Origin of the sequence: Chryseobacterium sp. BLS98 (assembly GCF_001045445.1) — a bacterium.
Lineage (GTDB): Bacteria > Bacteroidota > Bacteroidia > Flavobacteriales > Weeksellaceae > Chryseobacterium.
In genome coordinates this window covers 371,743-388,340 of the sequence record NZ_LFNF01000005.1, presented here as the reverse complement: position 1 = coordinate 388,340, position 16,598 = coordinate 371,743, and the positions used below count along the sequence as shown (strand labels likewise).

15 protein-coding genes and 1 riboswitch are annotated in these 16,598 nt (G+C 38.4%); of the genes, 6 read left to right on the top strand and 9 right to left on the bottom strand.

The features are described 5' to 3' along the window. The first annotated feature begins 3 nt into the window (after positions 1–3). Together ACM40_RS19150 and ACM40_RS19145 are read left to right on the top strand one after the other, a co-directional pair. Positions 4–1,065 carry an efflux RND transporter periplasmic adaptor subunit gene (locus ACM40_RS19150; RefSeq protein ID WP_048504375.1) on the top strand — a complete coding sequence of 354 codons (1,062 nt, stop codon included), beginning with the start codon at positions 4–6 and terminating at the stop codon, positions 1,063–1,065. Between the two features lie 7 nt (positions 1,066–1,072). Further along, positions 1,073–4,258, top strand: coding sequence for an efflux RND transporter permease subunit (locus ACM40_RS19145; RefSeq protein WP_048504374.1), 3,186 nt, complete (start codon positions 1,073–1,075; stop codon positions 4,256–4,258). An 80-nt stretch (positions 4,259–4,338) separates the two neighbouring features. Here the strand turns inward: ACM40_RS19145 and ACM40_RS19140 are convergent, their stop codons facing one another. Further along, on the bottom strand, positions 4,339–4,686 hold the full coding sequence (locus ACM40_RS19140) for a winged helix-turn-helix transcriptional regulator (protein WP_048504373.1): 348 nt from the start codon (positions 4,684–4,686) through the stop codon (positions 4,339–4,341). 130 nt (positions 4,687–4,816) lie between these two features. On the opposite strand from ACM40_RS19140, the gene ACM40_RS19135 reads away from it, so the two are divergent. Beyond that, the gene (locus ACM40_RS19135; protein ID WP_048504372.1) at positions 4,817–5,764 is read left to right on the top strand and encodes an NADP-dependent oxidoreductase; all 948 of its coding nucleotides are present in this window, start codon (positions 4,817–4,819) and stop codon (positions 5,762–5,764) included. 139 nt (positions 5,765–5,903) lie between these two features. Here the strand turns inward: ACM40_RS19135 and ACM40_RS19130 are convergent, their stop codons facing one another. The 3 genes from ACM40_RS19130 to metE form a co-directional block, all read right to left on the bottom strand. Then, a complete protein-coding gene (locus tag ACM40_RS19130) occupies positions 5,904–6,350 on the bottom strand; it encodes a KTSC domain-containing protein (protein ID WP_048504371.1) in 447 nt (148 codons plus the stop codon). A 112-nt stretch (positions 6,351–6,462) separates the two neighbouring features. Further along, positions 6,463–7,476: an HNH endonuclease gene (locus ACM40_RS19125; RefSeq protein ID WP_048504370.1), complete on the bottom strand. Its 1,014-nt coding sequence runs from the start codon at positions 7,474–7,476 to the stop codon at positions 6,463–6,465. Between the two features lie 153 nt (positions 7,477–7,629). Beyond that, positions 7,630–9,939 carry a 5-methyltetrahydropteroyltriglutamate--homocysteine S-methyltransferase gene (gene metE, locus ACM40_RS19120; protein WP_048504369.1) on the bottom strand — a complete coding sequence of 770 codons (2,310 nt, stop codon included), beginning with the start codon at positions 9,937–9,939 and terminating at the stop codon, positions 7,630–7,632. Positions 9,940–10,118: 179 nt separating this feature from the next. Beyond that, a riboswitch (cobalamin riboswitch) is annotated at positions 10,119–10,301 on the bottom strand. 153 nt (positions 10,302–10,454) lie between these two features. On the opposite strand from metE, the gene ACM40_RS19115 reads away from it, so the two are divergent. Beyond that, positions 10,455–10,916, top strand: coding sequence for an Lrp/AsnC family transcriptional regulator (locus ACM40_RS19115; RefSeq protein ID WP_048504368.1), 462 nt, complete (start codon positions 10,455–10,457; stop codon positions 10,914–10,916). Positions 10,917–10,977: 61 nt separating this feature from the next. Here the strand turns inward: ACM40_RS19115 and ACM40_RS19110 are convergent, their stop codons facing one another. Beyond that, positions 10,978–11,430 carry a carboxymuconolactone decarboxylase family protein gene (locus tag ACM40_RS19110; RefSeq protein WP_048504367.1) on the bottom strand — a complete coding sequence of 151 codons (453 nt, stop codon included), beginning with the start codon at positions 11,428–11,430 and terminating at the stop codon, positions 10,978–10,980. A gap of 105 nt (positions 11,431–11,535) precedes the next feature. On the opposite strand from ACM40_RS19110, the gene ACM40_RS19105 reads away from it, so the two are divergent. Both ACM40_RS19105 and ACM40_RS20430 read left to right on the top strand, forming a co-directional pair. Beyond that, positions 11,536–11,982 carry an Lrp/AsnC family transcriptional regulator gene (locus ACM40_RS19105; protein ID WP_048504366.1) on the top strand — a complete coding sequence of 149 codons (447 nt, stop codon included), beginning with the start codon at positions 11,536–11,538 and terminating at the stop codon, positions 11,980–11,982. Between the two features lie 120 nt (positions 11,983–12,102). Continuing rightward, positions 12,103–12,300, top strand: coding sequence for a hypothetical protein (locus ACM40_RS20430; protein WP_131705391.1), 198 nt, complete (start codon positions 12,103–12,105; stop codon positions 12,298–12,300). Here ACM40_RS20430 and ACM40_RS19100 read toward each other — a convergent pair. The 4 genes from ACM40_RS19100 to ACM40_RS19085 form a co-directional block, all read right to left on the bottom strand. Next, positions 12,250–12,918, bottom strand: a complete 669-nt coding sequence (locus ACM40_RS19100; protein WP_048504365.1) for a DUF2306 domain-containing protein — start codon at positions 12,916–12,918, stop codon at positions 12,250–12,252. The genes ACM40_RS20430 and ACM40_RS19100 overlap by 51 nt on opposite strands. Position 12,919: 1 nt before the next feature. Further along, complete coding sequence (locus ACM40_RS19095; protein ID WP_048504364.1) at positions 12,920–13,603, bottom strand: hypothetical protein; 684 nt, start codon at positions 13,601–13,603, stop codon at positions 12,920–12,922. Then, complete coding sequence (nudK, locus tag ACM40_RS19090) at positions 13,604–14,185, bottom strand: GDP-mannose pyrophosphatase NudK (RefSeq protein ID WP_048504363.1); 582 nt, start codon at positions 14,183–14,185, stop codon at positions 13,604–13,606. It abuts the gene before it with no gap. Positions 14,186–14,318: 133 nt separating this feature from the next. Beyond that, entirely contained in the window at positions 14,319–16,574 is a 2,256-nt protein-coding gene (locus ACM40_RS19085; protein ID WP_048504362.1) for an ATP-binding cassette domain-containing protein, read from the bottom strand. Between the last annotated feature and the right edge of the window lie 24 nt (positions 16,575–16,598).

The window sequence follows — 16,598 nt, the reverse complement described above, 5'->3', positions numbered from 1 at the left end:
AAAATGAAAAAAACTTTAATATATATCATCGTAGCAGCTGTGCTGATAGGTTTGGCAGCCTACAAGATTGCAGGTAATAAAGAAAAACAGACACAGGAAGTAAAAGAAGTTGCTAAACAGGTAGATAAGATCAACGTGAACGTTGTAACGGTTGCAAGAGAAAATATTGATACCGATTATTCAGCAAACGGAACTTTTATTCCAAAGCAGGAAATGAACCAGTCCTCTGAAATTGCAGGACGTATCGTAAACGTTCTGGTAAAAGAAGGATCAAGAGTTTCTGCCGGTCAAACTCTGGCAACAATCAAAAGAGATGCTATCGAAGTTGATATTACGCAGGCTCAGAATAATCTTCAAAATGCAATTGTTGATAATCAGCGTTATGAAAATGCCTTTAAAACCGGAGGTGTTACAAAACAGCAGGTTGATAACTCAAGATTGCAGTTGAAAAATGCACAGGCAGCCGTAAGAGCTCAGGGTGTAAGGGTAAACGATACCAGCATCCGTGCAGGTATCAGCGGAACCATCAACAAAAAAATGGTAGAGCCTGGAACAGTAGTATCAGTAGGAAGCTCAATGTTTGAAATTGTAAATATCAACAGCCTGAAACTATCTGTTTTAGTAGACGAAAGCCAGATTGGGAAAATCCAGCTAGGTCAGGAAGTTCCGATTAAAGTAAATGTTTTACCGGAGGATTCTTTCGTAGGTAGAATTACCTTCATAGCACCTAAAAGTGATGCTTCTTTAAATTTCCCGGTTGAAATTGAAGTTCAGAACAGAGGAAACCTGAAAGCAGGGATGTATGCTACCGCTACATTTAAAACAAACAACGGAGCTGAAACTCAAAATATGCTGACTGTTCCGGCAGAAGCATTCGTAAATGGAGTAAGTTCAGGTCAGTTATTTGTTGTTCAGAACGGTGTTGCCAAGCTGATCAAAGTAACGGTTGGAAAAGTTTACGGAGATAAAGTTCAGGTATTAAGCGGGCTGAATGGAGGTGAGCAGGTAGTAACGAGCGGACAGATCAACTTAGACAACGGGTCTAAAGTGAATATTATAAAGTAGAAAGGGTATGAAGTTAGCAGAAATATCGATTAAAAGACCCTCGCTGGTTATCGTATTATTTACGATACTTACTTTGGGCGGGATCTTGAGTTACACCATGATGGGGTACGAATTGATTCCAAAGTTTGAAACCAACATGGTAACGATTTCCACAGTATATCCCGGAGCTTCCCCTGCAGAGGTGGAAACCTCCGTTACCCGGAAAATTGAAGATGCCGTTGGTTCCCTGGAGAACGTGAAAAAAGTAGAATCCTCTTCATACGAAAGCTTATCCGTTATTATGGTTCAGCTGAACGATGGGGCGGATGTAGACTATGCTTTGAACGATGCCCAGAGAAAGGTAAATGCAATTCTGGCAGACCTTCCGGATGATGTGGACGCACCATCCCTGAATAAATTCTCTCTGGACGATTTACCGATTATCACGATGAGTGTTTCATCTGATAAGCTGAACAGTAAAGATCTTTATGACCTTCTGGATAAAAAGATCGAACCTATTTTCTCCCGTGTAAACGGTGTGGCACAGGTTGATCTTGTAGGGGGACAGGAAAGAGAAATCCAGGTGAATCTTGATGAGAAAAAGCTTCAGGGTTACGGACTTTCGATTGGAGACGTACAGCAAGCTATCCTTTCCTCAAACCTTGATTTCCCGACAGGTAGCTTGAAGACTAGAACAACAAAATCTACCATCAGATTATCAGGAAAATATAAATCTACTCAGGAAATGAACAACCTTGTAGTTTCCAATAAAAATGGAGCTCAGGTGCGTTTATCAGATATTGCAACGGTTTTCGACTCTCAGAAAGATGCTGAAAAAGTAGCAAGATTCAACCAGTTTCCTACGATTTTGATGCAGGTTAAAAAACAGTCTGATGCCAATGCGGTGGCTGTATCCGAAAGTGTTCAGAAAACCATTGCAACAGTAGAAGCAGCCTATAAAGTTCAGGGAATAAAAGTAAAAGTGGTCAACGATACCACAGACTTTACCCTTGAATCTGCCAACCACGTTATTTTCGATTTATTCCTGGCGATTATCCTGGTGGCGATTGTGATGTTATTGTTCCTTCACAGTATCAGAAACGCATTCATCGTAATGGTTTCTATCCCGGCTTCCTTGGTGGCAACGTTCATCGGGATGAATTTAATGGGCTATACCTTAAACTTGATGAGTTTACTTGGGCTGTCGCTCGTGGTAGGTATCCTTGTGGATGACGCGATTGTAGTACTGGAAAACATTTACCGTCACATGGAGATGGGTAAAAGTAAGATCAGAGCTGCTTATGATGGTGCTTCAGAGATCGGGTTTACCGTTGCGGCGATTACCTTGGTAATTGTGGTGGTATTCTTGCCGATTGCGATGAGTTCAGGTCTTGTGGCCAATATCCTTGCCCAGTTCTGCGTCACGGTGGTTATTGCGACCATGTTATCATTGTTGGCCTCATTTACCATTATTCCTTGGTTATCATCAAGATTTGGTAAGCTTGAGCATTTAACGGGTAAAAACTGGTTTCAGAAATTCATCCTTTGGTTTGAAGGACTGATTGATAAATTCACGCACTGGATTACAGGAATCCTTGAATGGTGTCTGAAATCTACATTAAGAAGAATATCAACAGTGGTGATTACATTCATTGTTTTGATCGCTTCATTTATGCTGGTGGCATTCGGATTCATCGGTGGTGAATTCTTCCCTCCAATTGACCGTGGACAGTTCCTGGTTCAGATGGAATTATCAAAAGATGCAACCGTTGAAAAAACAAACCAGCTGACATTAGATGTTGAGAAGTTTTTAAGAAACGATAAAGATGTTGTGGATCTGATCACAACAGTTGGTCAGCAGTCTACCGGTTTCGGTGGAGCTCAGGCTACAACGTACCAATCTGAGGTTCAGGTCAACTTAACAGATAAATCTGAACGTTCTGAAAGTACCAACATCAAAGCTGCAAAAGTAAAAAGAGCTTTAGAGGAAAAATTCACAGGAGTTGAGTTTAAAACTGCTCCAATCGGTATTATGGGTGCTGAAAATGCCCCGATCGAAATGGTAGTGACAGCTCCGGATAACGCAACAGCAGTAAAAGAAGCTACGAGAATTTTAGAATTACTGAAAAAAGTTCCCGGAGCAGTGGATGCTGAATTATCTACAGATACAGGTAATCCGGAGGTTCAGGTGAATATCGACAGAGATAAAATGGCTTCTTTAGGATTGAATCTTTCAAGCGTAGGACAAACGATGCAGACTGCATTTAACGGGAATACAGATGGAAAATTCAGAGCAGGAGAATATGAATATGACATTAACATCCGTTTCGGTGATGCGAACAGACAGTCTATTGATGATGTTAAAAACCTGATGTTTACCAACCCTCAGGGAGAGCAGGTTCGTCTGAGCCAGTTTGCAGAAGTGAAAATGGGTTCAGGACCGAGTTTGCTTGAACGTAGAGATAAATCTCCTTCCGTAAAAGTAAGAGCTAAGGCTGTGGGTAGACCTGTGGGTGACGTGGCTAATGAATGGGCTAACCAGTTCATGGACAGCAAAAACAAACCTGTAGGAGTAGATTACATCTGGAGTGGGGATATGGAAAACCAGCAGGAAGGTTTCGGTACTTTAGGAATTGCTTTATTGGCGGCTATCGTATTGGTATACCTGGTAATGGTTTCATTGTATGACAGTTTTGTGTATCCGTTCGTGGTATTGTTCTCAATTCCGCTGGCAATGATCGGGGTAATGGTAATCCTTGCTTTGACAGCGAATTCACTGAACATCTTTACGATGTTGGGGATGATCATGTTGATTGGTCTTGTTGCGAAAAACGCGATTTTGATTGTAGACTTTACCAATGCCAGAAAAGCAGCAGGAGCGAATACGCATGATGCATTGGTTCAGGCTAACCACGCCCGTCTTCGTCCGATTTTGATGACAACGATTGCAATGATCTTCGGTATGTTACCGATCGCATTGGCAACCGGAGCAGGAGCTGAGATGAACAAAGGTCTTGCATGGGTAGTTATCGGTGGTTTGACATCGTCTCTATTCCTTACCCTGATTATCGTGCCGGTAGTGTATTCATTATTCGACTCAATTCTAAGAAGAATGGGTAAACATGAAAAAGTAGACTACGAAGCCGAAATGAAGGCAGATTATGTACATAAAGAACTAAGTGATGACGGATATACTCCTAAGCACGTAGATTAATATAACAATCTTAATTAACCTAAAAGCGCCTCAGATTTCTGAGGCGCTTTTTAATTTTAGAGCAATTACTTAAATGAGATTTAAACTATTTGTTGAGCCTTTTGTTTTTCCATCTGCTCATTTCCCCATATCCGTAAATAATCAATGAAAGGGATGAGCTGCCGGCCTACTTCTGTTAAAGAATATTCTACTTTTGGAGGAACTTCATGGTATACTTTTCTGCTGATAAGGCTGTCGTCTTCCAGTTCGCGTAAAGTCTGAGTAAGCATTTTCGGGGTAATATCGGAGAGTGTTTTCCGTAATTCACCGTAACGCATGACGGCTTTTACATGAAGATACCATAGGATTCTTCCTTTATACTTTCCGCCAATTCTCCTGAATGCATAGTCTACAGGGCAGGAAGGTTCGTTGGTTAAATATTTTTTCATGATTATATTAAAATTAATGTATTGATAATCAGTAATAGTATGTTTTTAGTCTGTAGGGTACAAAAAAGTGCATACTTGGCTGTAATATAGCATTAATTTACTTTTGTTTTGACCTTAAAGTAAAAATATAATGAAAACAATTATTTTAAATGAAACAGGAGGTGTTGATAAGCTTCAACTGACTGATACTGAAAAACCATCAATAAAAAGTAACGAAGTATTAGTAAAAGTAAAGGCAATAGGAATCAACCCGGTTGATGTCAATGCCAGAGCATATGATAGTGTTCTGAACTGGATATACGGTGATATAAGACCGGTAGTTTTAGGCTGGGATATCGCAGGAGAGGTGAGCGAAACGGGAGAGGAAGTAAGCGATTTTAAAATTGGAGACAGGGTTTTTGGAATGGTCAACTTTTTCGGGAATGGAAAAGCCTATTCAGAATATGTGGCTGCTCCTGAAAGCCATCTGGCCCTGATTCCTGAAAATCAGACATTTCAACAGGCTGCTGCGGCTACCTTGGCAGCGGTAACAGCATATCAGGCTCTGGTGGATCTTGCTAAAATCAAAAAGAATGATAGGGTTCTGATTCATGCGGCGTCGGGAGGAGTTGGTCATTTTGCGGTACAAATTGCCAAATATTTCGGAGCTTACGTAATAGGGACTTCTTCTCTCAGTAATAAGGATTTTGTTCTGTCAATGGGTGCGGATGAACATATTGATTATACCCGAAAAGACAGCCTGGATAGCGTTAGAGATATCGATATTGTCCTGGATACCATCCAGGGAGAAACATTGCTGAGATCAATTGATGCAGTGCGGCCCGGAGGAATCATTGTAACATTGCCTTCGCCTGAAATTCCGGAAGATATACAGGATAAAGCAGCTAAACAGAATATACATCTTGAGTTCATGATGGTGGCTTCCAAAAAAGAAACCATCAAGGCCATTGCAGACTTACTTGAAAATAAATATTTGATTCCCCATATCCATCGGGTTTTCTCTTTTGAGGAAATGGCCAATGCCCATCTGGAAATGGAAACAAAAAGGGTAGTGGGTAAAATAGTAGTAACCTTATAAAAAGTATATTTTTCAAGCTTCGGATTAAAGTGCATCAGATTTTCTGATGTGCTTTTTTAATTGATTGAGAGCTTTATTTTAACCATAAAAAAAGACTTTCAGGATAACTGAAAGCCTTTTACTTATTTTATTTTGAAAATTAATCTGCCATAGCTTCGCCAGCTTTTCTGTAGATAAAACTTCCATAGATATGTCTTCTTGCAAAACGGCTTGGAGAATCGGAATTGACCATTTTAATGTATGTATTTCTTGGAACTCCAAGGTATTCATACATATTTCCATTCAGGTGCTGAACTTTCAAAACGGCTTTCTCAAGATAAAAGTCCTGAATATTGGATTTTGTAATCGTTTCAGTATATTCTTCCTTATATTTTTCCTGCGTTTCCGGATTAATGCTCACCAGAAAGTGATAGGCTTCAATGATAGACTTACTTTTTTCCTCCGCTTCCAGCTTTCCGGCTTCGTCATTGGCAAATTTATCAGGATGCGTATCTTTCATCGTATTCCTGTAAATGGTCTTTAATTCCTTTAAAGTAACGGTTTTATCAACCTCAAGAAGCTTTCTGTATTCGCCTAATTTTTTCATAACTGTAGAATCCTTATTTCGGGGTGCAAAATTAAGGTTTTTAATTGAGAAAATCGTAAGTTATTCAGTATTAATTTATTTGGAAGTCAACTGATAATAATTTAATAACAATCTATTTTTCAAAAACATTTTCAAAATGATACTTGAGAGAATCTTGACTTGGGTAATCTTCCCTTCTTTTAGGTAGATTAATTCTCAGTCCATGTAATTTAGAATAATATTCATCATTAATTATCTTATTACTTACTTGAATAAAATAATTAGTTGGATTAATACTAATAAGTCCTAAATCAAATAATGTATGGATATCGGAACGTAATAAAAGTCCATTAGGAATTTTATCGGTATCAGAACCTTTAAAAGAATATATATGGGCAGCTTCTAACATTTCGATAATTTCACAATTTGTCACCACACATTTTTTATTATAAGTTTCAATAAGTTTTTTTCTAAATAGTTTTTGTCCTCTCCTTGCATGAATTTGAATGGCAATTTTTTTTCTATCATCTATAATACCATTTATATTAAAATATTCTATTTCATTCTCATTTATTGTAGAATTTAAATAATTTTTAACTTGAAGATAATTGGAGCCACTTGTTTTTTTAAGGTTATATAAACATAAACTCATCGATGTTTTGATATGATTTTCTAATTCGACAACATTTTCTAGTTTATAATAAAAATCTTTTGGATTTTCATACACATTATTATATTTGGTTTTTTCACTACCTCCATCCACATCAAGAATAGGAATATGGTTTCCTTTTTTTCTAACTTCTATATTTAAATTTTTAGAATTGGTTTTAGATTCTGCGCAGCCAACAACGGCTCCTCTTCCTAATTTATCGAAGCAAATTGCCACATATATTCCGTTTGAGACTTTTTGTCCGGGAGGAAGAATACAAACGTGAGCTACATTGGGGAAATTAGCTGCTCCTTTAGATATTTCTATAGTAAAATCAATACCATCAAATTTATTATATCTTCTTTCGAGTTCTACTTTTAAATTATTGAGGGCAATTTTAACATCATCCAAAATTGGATTGTCAGTTTTGATAGCATTTCCCTTAATTATAGGATTGTTTTGCCTAAACTCACAAATTTGATTAAAATATTTAGTCATTCGTTTTTTTATCTAAACTAAAATATTTTTTGATTAATAGCAAATCTTGTGAATATTATCAACTTAGCCTAGTTAAGAAATATTTACTTAAAAAAATAAAAGAGGCTGTCTCAAAAGTGAGACAGCCTCTTTATAACCATTATCTTTTTAGCTTTACTGTTTTATATGAACGGTGGCTGCCTCCCTCGAAGCTTCTACCATCGCAGTCAGTGCTTTTTCCGTTTCATCCCAGTGCCGGGTTTTCAATCCACAGTCAGGATTTACCCACAGCTGCTGTGCGGGAATAACGGCTTGTGCTTTCTTCAACAGCTCAATCATTTCCTCTTTTGAAGGAACTCTCGGAGAGTGAATATCGTAAACTCCCGGCCCGATCTCATTCGGGTATTTGAAATCTGCAAAAGCCTGCAGCAGTTCCATCTGGCTTCTGGAGCATTCTATAGTGATGACATCGGCATCCATGTCTGCTATATTCTGGATAATATCATTAAATTCGGAATAGCACATATGCGTATGAATCTGTGTGGCATCTTCCACACCGCTTGCCGAAATTCTGAAAGCTTCCACTGCCCATTTCAGGTATTCCTCCCATCCGGATCTTCTAAGGGGAAGTCCTTCTCTGATGGCCGGTTCATCAATCTGTATAATTCTGATCCCTGCCTTTTCCAGGTCGTTTACTTCATCGCGAATCGCCAGTGCGATCTGTTTACAGATTAAAGAACGAGGCTGGTCATCACGCACAAAAGACCATTGCAGGATCGTGACTGGGCCTGTAAGCATTCCTTTTACCCATTTTTGCGTCAGAGACTGGGCATATTGTGACCAGTAAACCGTCATAGGGTGCGGACGGTGAACATCACCATAGATGACCGGAGGTTTTACACAACGGCTTCCGTAACTCTGGACCCATCCGTTTTGTGTGAAGGCAAAGCCTGAAAGCTGTTCCCCGAAATATTCCACCATATCGTTGCGTTCAAATTCTCCGTGAACCAGTACATCAATTCCGGTTTCTTCCTGCCAGCGGATGGTTCGTTCCTTTTCTTTTTTTAGAAGGGTGTCATATTGTTCCGCAGTCAGGTCCCCTTTTTTGAATTTTGATCTCCAGGTTCTTACCTCTTTGGTCTGGGGAAAAGAACCAATTGTTGTAGTGGGAAATAAAGGAAGCTGTAAGATTTTCTGCTGTTCTTCTTTTCTAATCCTGAACGGATTGTTTCTCCGTGCATCATCCTCAGTGATTACCTCTACACGGTCCTTTACTTTCTGATTATGAATGAGAGGGGAAGTTTTTCGGGTATCAACAGCTTTTTTATTTTCTGCATAGTGCTGTAATGCCTGATAATCTGCGTTTCCTGATGCCAGCTTTTTTAAGGCTACAATCTCGTGTACTTTCTGTTTGGCAAAAGCCATCCATTGCTTAATTTCAGGAGACAGCATTTTTTCGTCAATTTCCAGATCAAGATCGAAGGGTGAGTGGAGAAGAGAACATGAAGGAGCAATAAAGACTCTTTCAGAACCAATAGTATTCACTGCTTTTTCAATGAAGGCCAAAGATTTTTCAAAATTATTTTTCCAGATGTTTCTTCCGTCTACAATGCCTAAAGACAGGCTTAATGTTGGAGGAATGGTATGTAGAACTTCATCCAGCTGTTCAGGGCAGCGTACCAGATCAATATGAAGAACGTCTGCAGGAAGCGATGCGGCCAGCGAAAGGTTGTCTTTTAAGCCTTCAAAATAAGTCGCGAGAATGAATTTAAGATCCGGGAACTGTTTCCTGATTTCGGCATAAGCGGATTGATAAATTTCTTTTGCTTTTTCCGTAAGGTCAAGACCTAAGAAAGGTTCATCAAGCTGAATCCAACCAGCTCCATGGCTTTCCAGTTCTTTCAGAATTTCGATATATACCGGAAGAAGATTTTCTATAAGGTCAAGTTTATCAAAGCCGTCTTCTTTCTCTTTTCCCAGAAGAAGATAGGTTAGAGGTCCTATGATTACAGGTTTGGCATTTATTCCGGCCTGTTTTGCATGGATAAATTCACTGATGATTTTTTTTGAAAATAATCTGAACTGCTGGTTTTTTTGAAATTCGGGGACAATATAATGGTAATTAGTGTCGAACCATTTTGTCATTTCCATAGCGGTAACATCCAGACCTTCATGCTGGTAACCTCTGGCCATTGCAAAATAAAGGTCAAGTTCAGAATGTGAGGTTCTGATTTCGCTGTAGCGCTCCGGAATAGCTCCAACAGTTAAGGTCATATCCAAAACCTGATCGTAATAAGAGAAATCGTTGCAGGGGATCAGGTCAATTCCTGCTTCCTGCTGCATCTTCCAGTTCTGCCTGCAGATGGTTTTCTCGGTTTCAAGGAGTTCATTTAATGATGCTTTGCCTGACCAATATTGCTCGCAGGCTTTTTTGAGTTCTCGGTGGCGGCCAATACGCGGGCTGCCAAGAATGTGCGTTTGCATGTTTTACACTTTTAAATTAAACAATAATGATTTTAAAAGCTCTTTAGAATGCTTCGCAATGCTGCCGGGAAGGGTTTTCAGGGAATGAAACGGATACAAAAAGGACGTAATCTTCCTATTAACGTGAAGTACGCTCAAAAAGTATCATCTGTATGACCTGAAGCTTCAGACCGCGAAAGCATTGTCCATTCAGAATAGGCAGGTCTCCTGGCTTGTAACGGTTTTATCATCCTTCCCGCTTTGGCAGTGGATATTCCCGGATAAAACCTTTGGGTATTACTTACAGTTGCGCGACAGCTCGTGATTCTCACACGATTCCCTATTAATCTACGTTAGGTAAAACCTATTCTGTTTGATGAAGAATGTTAAAGAACAAATCCGGGATAAATTTAGCTATTAAAGTGAATTCATTGGTCTATTGTTGGAAAATAAGAAAATAATTCTTCTCGATACTTATTATTAAGTTAATTATTCTGTATTTTTGAAAATGTAATCTCCAAAAAGAATATTATCCTGTGGAAAGACTTGATGAAAAGGATCTTCAGCTGCTCAGAATCCTTCAAAAAAACGCCAAATTAACCGTAAAAGAGCTTGCGAAAGAGGTCAACCTTTCGCCGTCACCTGTTTTTGAACGGATGAAAAGGCTTGAGCAGGATGGGTACATCAAGCATTATGCAGCAGTTTTGGAGGCTGAAAAGCTGAACCGGGGCTTTACTGTTTTTTGCCAGATCAAGCTTAAAATGCATGACCGTGCGGTAGGAAATCAGTTTGTTGAAGATGTTTTACAGATTGATGAAGTGGCGGAATGCTATAATATTTCAGGAGATTTCGATTTTCTCCTTAAAGTTCAGGTAAGAGATATGAAGCACTACCAGGATTTTGTGTTCAATAAGCTTGGATCGCTGGATTCTATCGGGGGTGCGCACAGTACTTTCGTGATGGCTGAGGTTAAGAATATTCATGGGGTGAGTATATAAATACAAAATAGCAACTGTTTTCAGATGCTATTTCGGATTAAAAAAGTTGGTTTTTTGAATTTTAAGACAGATGTTCCATTTTTATCACGGCATTGGGCTGATAGTCCTCCGTTAGGTTAAATATCTTTCCCAATTTTTGAGAAGCACTGATAAAGCTGACAAACGTACAAAGCTCTGAGATTTCTTTTTCAGAAAAAAATTCCCTCAGCATACTGAAATGATCTCTGAGTATGGAACGGTGGTCTTTACAGAAAAGCTCGGCAAAACTCACGGCTACAGATATTTTAAGCTCTGACTGGCTGAAATCCGCTTTTCCGCCTTTCACCATGCAGTATTCACAGCCGTTTCCAAAAGCAAGAGACCTTCGCACCTGTTCGAGCAGATTGGGATCTAATGTTGTATTTTTAAAGAAAACCTCTTCAAGACTGTTCCATTTCGCCAGTATCTCCGGGTTGTGCCCGATCAGTTTTTCAAATGGTGTATTTCCATGGTTGGAAAATTCAATTGTTGTCATATTTTTTTATGTCAAATTTCTGTTTAATTCATAGTATTTTAAAATGGATTTAACGGTTAAATTTTATAATTTTGGAGATTTCCACTGATTTAATATAAAAATGCGATGAAAATAGTTTTAGATGAATTTGATTATAAAATTTTAAGTTTGCTGATTGAAAATTCCAGGTTAAGCTATGCCGAAATAGGGCGCAAAATCTCGCTGTCTCAGTCTGCCACAAAAGAGAGAGTACAGAATCTTATTGATACCGGTGTGATTAAAAGCTTTACAGCAGATGTTGATTATGGGCTTCTAGGATACAGCCTGAAAGTGATTATTCATCTTAAATTTAAAAATGACGAGTTCAGAGTATTTATCGACCATCTGAAACAGTTTCCCGAGATCATCAGCTGTAAAAGGATTACAGGCGAATATTGCCTCATTGCTGAATGTGTACTCAAGGACAGTGCTCACCTTGAAGATATTATCGACAGGCTGATCAAGTTTGGAATTCCTTCTACATCAGTTCAGCTGTCTGAAATAAAGACCAATCGTTTTTTTCAAACTCAATAAGCGAATGCCGTCGTTGGTTTTTCAACCATACTATTTTCAGGAATGTCTATTTTTTACAAATATTAATCTGGGTATTGTTTTTTAATTTTAAAATAATAGTTTTGATAAAAATTAATTTCTATGGAATTCCTGTTTATGATTTTTATTCTGGCCATATTCGGCGGTTTGGCTTACGTTATCATGCGCTTTTTCAACCGATGGACGGCTAAATCCCAATATAAAACAGTATGGAACGGGCTGATCTTCATTGCCTCTTTTGCCCTGTTACTATTCATTGCTTTTTTTATTTTCATTACCAATGTCAGCTTTGAGCGCTAATCCTTTTTGATTCCTGATAATCAGGTATGCTACAGACAGATTAATAATGAGGGAAACCCACACATTTAAACCGTAAAACAGCTCATAATCATGCAGGTTTTCCTGATAAATAAGATTCTTAATAATTCTGAAGGTAATGGCTGTAGTAGTAACTGCATAGCTTAAGGCCATATATTTTTTATGGGCGGAAATATTTCTTTTTTTAATGAAAGAAACAGCAGCCACTGTAAAATAAGCCCAGAGAACATCCTGCAACAGAAACCCCGTGATTCCAATGATCCCGCCGTTTGAAAATAATCCGAGTACAAAACATGCCGGAACATTAATGATTAAAATATTGTAAACATATATTTTTCCTATCAGGCGGTGAAGAGTTCTGTTTTCTGCTAAAAAACGGTTTGAGAACTGGGTAAGTCCTGCTAAGAGACAAAGCGTGACTGAAAAGATATGGATATAAAAAAATGCCATCCAGTAAGGATTGCTGACTACTTTTTGCTTAAACTGCAGGAAGCCAACGTTTTTATCAAAACCGGTATATTGGGATATGGTTTTCAGCATCAGCATGCTGAAGATTAAAATAGCTGCAACAGCCCCTATTCTGAAGATTTTAATGGCCATTCTATTGATGGAATGTTAGGGAGTGTTGATCATAGATATATTTTGCATTATTGTTTCTGATCACAATATCTTCATTTCCTGGTTTTAAGACCAATGAATCTGCATCAAAAGTAAAGTTGATCTCTTTGTTTGATTCCTGGATTCTTAAGATATCAGTTAATTTTTTTCTCTCATCATTAGGTTCAATATCTAAATTTCCAAGATATTTTATTTTCCCTTTTTCCAATAAAAAGGCTTCACCTCCAAAGAAATATTCAAAAGCTTGCTGGCAGACAATGATAATATGGCCGTTCTGATTGTTCTTATAAAAATAAGGTTCATAAAGATAGGTTTCCCCGGATCCTTTGGATGTGTAAATGATTTCGTTTTTGTTATTGAGCATTAAAAGCCTGTTTCCCCAATCTTTTTCAGTATCCGGCAAAGTAGCTTTCCCATCAATAAATGGATAGCTTCCTGTTACAATCTTATTTTCCCCGACAGAAAAAGCTTTTTCAACATCAAATCCTTTAATTTTTAAGCCGGTAATGTTTTCAGGCTTGAATTCAGAATATATCGCATCTTTTACAATCTCAGTTTTGGGAACTTCACTAATTTTATTACTTACAGGTGTGTATGTTTCTTTTTGTGGCTCTTCTTTACAGCTGGCCAGGATAAGTATAACCAAAGCTGGGACTAATTTTCTCATCTACACAATGTTTTTAATGCGTAAATACTGTAGCAGCATAATGGTCTTGGCATCCATAATCTCTCCCTTGTCTATCATTGCAAGAGCATCTTCAAAAGGCAGCTCTAAAACTTCGATGTTCTCGCCTTCTTCTTCAAGTCCGCCTCCTTCTGTGATCTTCATTTCATGAGAATATTCAGCGGTAAAAAAATGCAGGATTTCCGTTACAGAGCCGGGTGACATATAGGCCTGAAACACTTTTTCAACTTTTGAGATTTTATAGCCGGTTTCTTCTTCCGTTTCTCTTTTGATGCATTCTTCAGGGTTGTCATTATCCAGAAGACCTGCACAGGCTTCAATAAGCACACCTGTAGTATTTCCGTTGATGAAGGTTGGGAGCCTGAACTGTCGGGTTAAAATTACGGTTCCGGAAATCTTATTATAAAGAAGGATAACCGCTCCGTTTCCCCTGTCGTAGGCCTCTCTGCTTTGGGTTTCTTTATTTCCGTCCTTTTTTTCAATGGTGTAGGTAACTTTTTTTAAAGTATACCAGTTATCTGATAAAATTTCTGTTTTAAGAATGTTGATGTTAGGATTCTGCATTGGATATTTCTATGTTATATTGTGGTGCCCTGATGGGAATGCTAAATTAATATTTCTTTTTCAACAAGCCTCATCATCCTTTAAAATAAGGTGATCAACATATAATAAACAGACAGTTTTTAGTTAAAATAATTTATTTGCCTTTCAGGTGTTTCTTTAAATAAATGGAGGTTGCAGAATCGCTGGCAGACAGCAGTTTTTCTACGGTTCCTTCGAATACAATCTTCCCGCCAAGTTTCCCAGCCCCGGGACCAATATCAATGATCCAATCCGCTTGGGCAATAATATCCAGATTATGTTCAATAACGATCAGGGTATTTCCTTTATTGATTAATTCCTGGAAAAAAGAAAGGAGCTTCTCATTATCAATAGGATGGAGGCCTGTACTGGGTTCATCCAGGATAATAATTTTATTGGTGTGATTCAATTCTCTGGTTAGTTTCAGGCGCTGCCTTTCACCGCCTGAGAAACTGTCCAGCCTTTGTCCGAGGGTCAGGTAATCCAAGCCCAATTTGATCAGCAGACCAAATTCATGTTCGAAGCCGGATTTCGGGAAAAAATGGAGGGCTTCAAAAACGGTCATATTCATAATGTCAGCGATATTTTTCCCCTGATATTCATATTTTAAAACTTCGGGTTTGTATCCTGATCCATGGCAGACTTCACAAGGCTGTTCGATATCATCCATAAATGCAAGGTCTATCTTTTCAATACCTAAACCTTTACAATTGGGGCATGCGCCTTGCCCGTTTCTGCTAAATAGTTTTTCAGAGACATCGTTGGAGGTTGAAAAAAGCTTTCTAACAGTATCTGACAGGTTAAGGTAGGTTAAAAGGTTTGAACGGCTGCTCGCTGTGAAAACAGACTGGTCCACTACGGTGACTCGAGGATAAAATAAAGGTAAAACTTTATTGATCAGCGTACTTTTTCCTGAGCCTGCTACACCGGTTACCACAGTCATGATTCCGGTGGGTATTTTGATACTGACGTTCTTTAAATTGTGAAGATTACCGTTATTTATTTCAAGAAAGCCTTTGGCAGGTCTCGGATTTACATTGTAAACCCTTTCTTTATTGAAATAGCTGCCTGTTTTGCCTTTAGCATTTTTTAAACTCTTAAAGGTTCCCTGATACATAATTTCACCTCCGTTTTTCCCTGAACCGGGTCCCATATCGATGACCAGGTCTGCTATTTTGATCAGGTCCGGATCATGTTCCACAATCAGAACGGTATTTCCTTTATCCCTTATTTTTCTGATGATGTCTACGATATGGTCTATATCCTTAGGATGAAGGCCAATGCTGGGTTCATCAAAGATATACAACAGGTCTACAAGGCTGTTTCCTAACTGCTTTACCATTTTTATCCTTTGGGATTCTCCTCCTGAAAGCGTGTCCGTTTGTCGGTCCAGGCTCAGATACTGTAAACCTACATCAAGAAGGTTTTGAAGTTTTTTTTCAAGTTCCAGTATAACGGAAACATACGATTCAGATAGTATTTCCCGGATGAAGTTTAACAGGTCATCGATGGATAAGGCTGTACAGTCGGCAATGTTTTTGCCGTTTATTTTACATGACAGTACTTTTGAATTGAGGCGCTGCCCTTTGCAGACAGGGCATTCTTTGGTAATAATGACTTTTTTTAAAGTATCTTTTCTGGTTATATTCTCTTTAGAATCTTTTTTCAGAAATGAATTTTCAATTCTTGGAATAACGCCTTTATATTTTACTGTTTTTCCCCATTCCTTACCGGGATTTTTCGGACTGTGTTCTTCTGCATTCAGCAATAGTTCCCATTCTTGCTTAGTAAAATCTTTAAGCTTTTTGTCATTATCGAAATAACCTGAATGAATATACCGGGTGAGCCGCCAACCACCGGGCTGAAATGTTGGAAACTGTATGGCGCCTTCATTCAGCGATTTATTTTTGTCAAAAAGAGTTTCTATATTTACGGTTTGTACATAGCCTAACCCTTCACATTCACGGCACATTCCCTGTGGATTGTTAAATGAGAATATATTGGAATAGCCTACAAACGGTTTTCCAATTCTGGAAAAAAGCAACCGGAGGGAGGCGTAAATGTCCGTGGCTGTTCCTACTGTGGAACGTGCATTTCCACCTAATCTTTTTTGATTGATGATGAAAGGGACGTTCAGATTCTCAATTTTATCAACATTGGGAACCCCGAAGTGCTGCAGACGGTTTCTTATAAAGCTATTTTGTGTCTCGTTGATTTGACGCTGGGCTTCAGCTCCAATGGTTTCAAATACCAAAGAAGATTTTCCGGATCCGGAAACCCCTGTGAAAACCGTTATTTTATTCTTTGGAATGCGTAATGAAATATTTTTTAAATTATTCTGTCGGGCGTGGGTGATGATAATCTCTTTCATAATAATTTCATTAACTTTGTTAAT

Coding starts and splice junctions, on each gene's coding strand:
- ACM40_RS19140 (WP_048504373.1), bottom strand. CDS start 4,686: ATGAAAAAATATTTAACCAACGAACCTTCCTGCCCTGTAGACTATGCA.
- ACM40_RS20430 (WP_131705391.1), top strand. CDS start 12,103: ATGGAATTCCTGTTTATGATTTTTATTCTGGCCATATTCGGCGGTTTG.
- ACM40_RS19105 (WP_048504366.1), top strand. CDS start 11,536: ATGAAAATAGTTTTAGATGAATTTGATTATAAAATTTTAAGTTTGCTG.
- ACM40_RS19145 (WP_048504374.1), top strand. CDS start 1,073: ATGAAGTTAGCAGAAATATCGATTAAAAGACCCTCGCTGGTTATCGTA.
- ACM40_RS19125 (WP_048504370.1), bottom strand. CDS start 7,476: ATGACTAAATATTTTAATCAAATTTGTGAGTTTAGGCAAAACAATCCT.
- nudK (WP_048504363.1), bottom strand. CDS start 14,185: ATGCAGAATCCTAACATCAACATTCTTAAAACAGAAATTTTATCAGAT.
- ACM40_RS19135 (WP_048504372.1), top strand. CDS start 4,817: ATGAAAACAATTATTTTAAATGAAACAGGAGGTGTTGATAAGCTTCAA.
- metE (WP_048504369.1), bottom strand. CDS start 9,939: ATGCAAACGCACATTCTTGGCAGCCCGCGTATTGGCCGCCACCGAGAA.
- ACM40_RS19150 (WP_048504375.1), top strand. CDS start 4: ATGAAAAAAACTTTAATATATATCATCGTAGCAGCTGTGCTGATAGGT.
- ACM40_RS19085 (WP_048504362.1), bottom strand. CDS start 16,574: ATGAAAGAGATTATCATCACCCACGCCCGACAGAATAATTTAAAAAAT.
- ACM40_RS19130 (WP_048504371.1), bottom strand. CDS start 6,350: ATGAAAAAATTAGGCGAATACAGAAAGCTTCTTGAGGTTGATAAAACC.
- ACM40_RS19100 (WP_048504365.1), bottom strand. CDS start 12,918: ATGGCCATTAAAATCTTCAGAATAGGGGCTGTTGCAGCTATTTTAATC.
- ACM40_RS19110 (WP_048504367.1), bottom strand. CDS start 11,430: ATGACAACAATTGAATTTTCCAACCATGGAAATACACCATTTGAAAAA.
- ACM40_RS19095 (WP_048504364.1), bottom strand. CDS start 13,603: ATGAGAAAATTAGTCCCAGCTTTGGTTATACTTATCCTGGCCAGCTGT.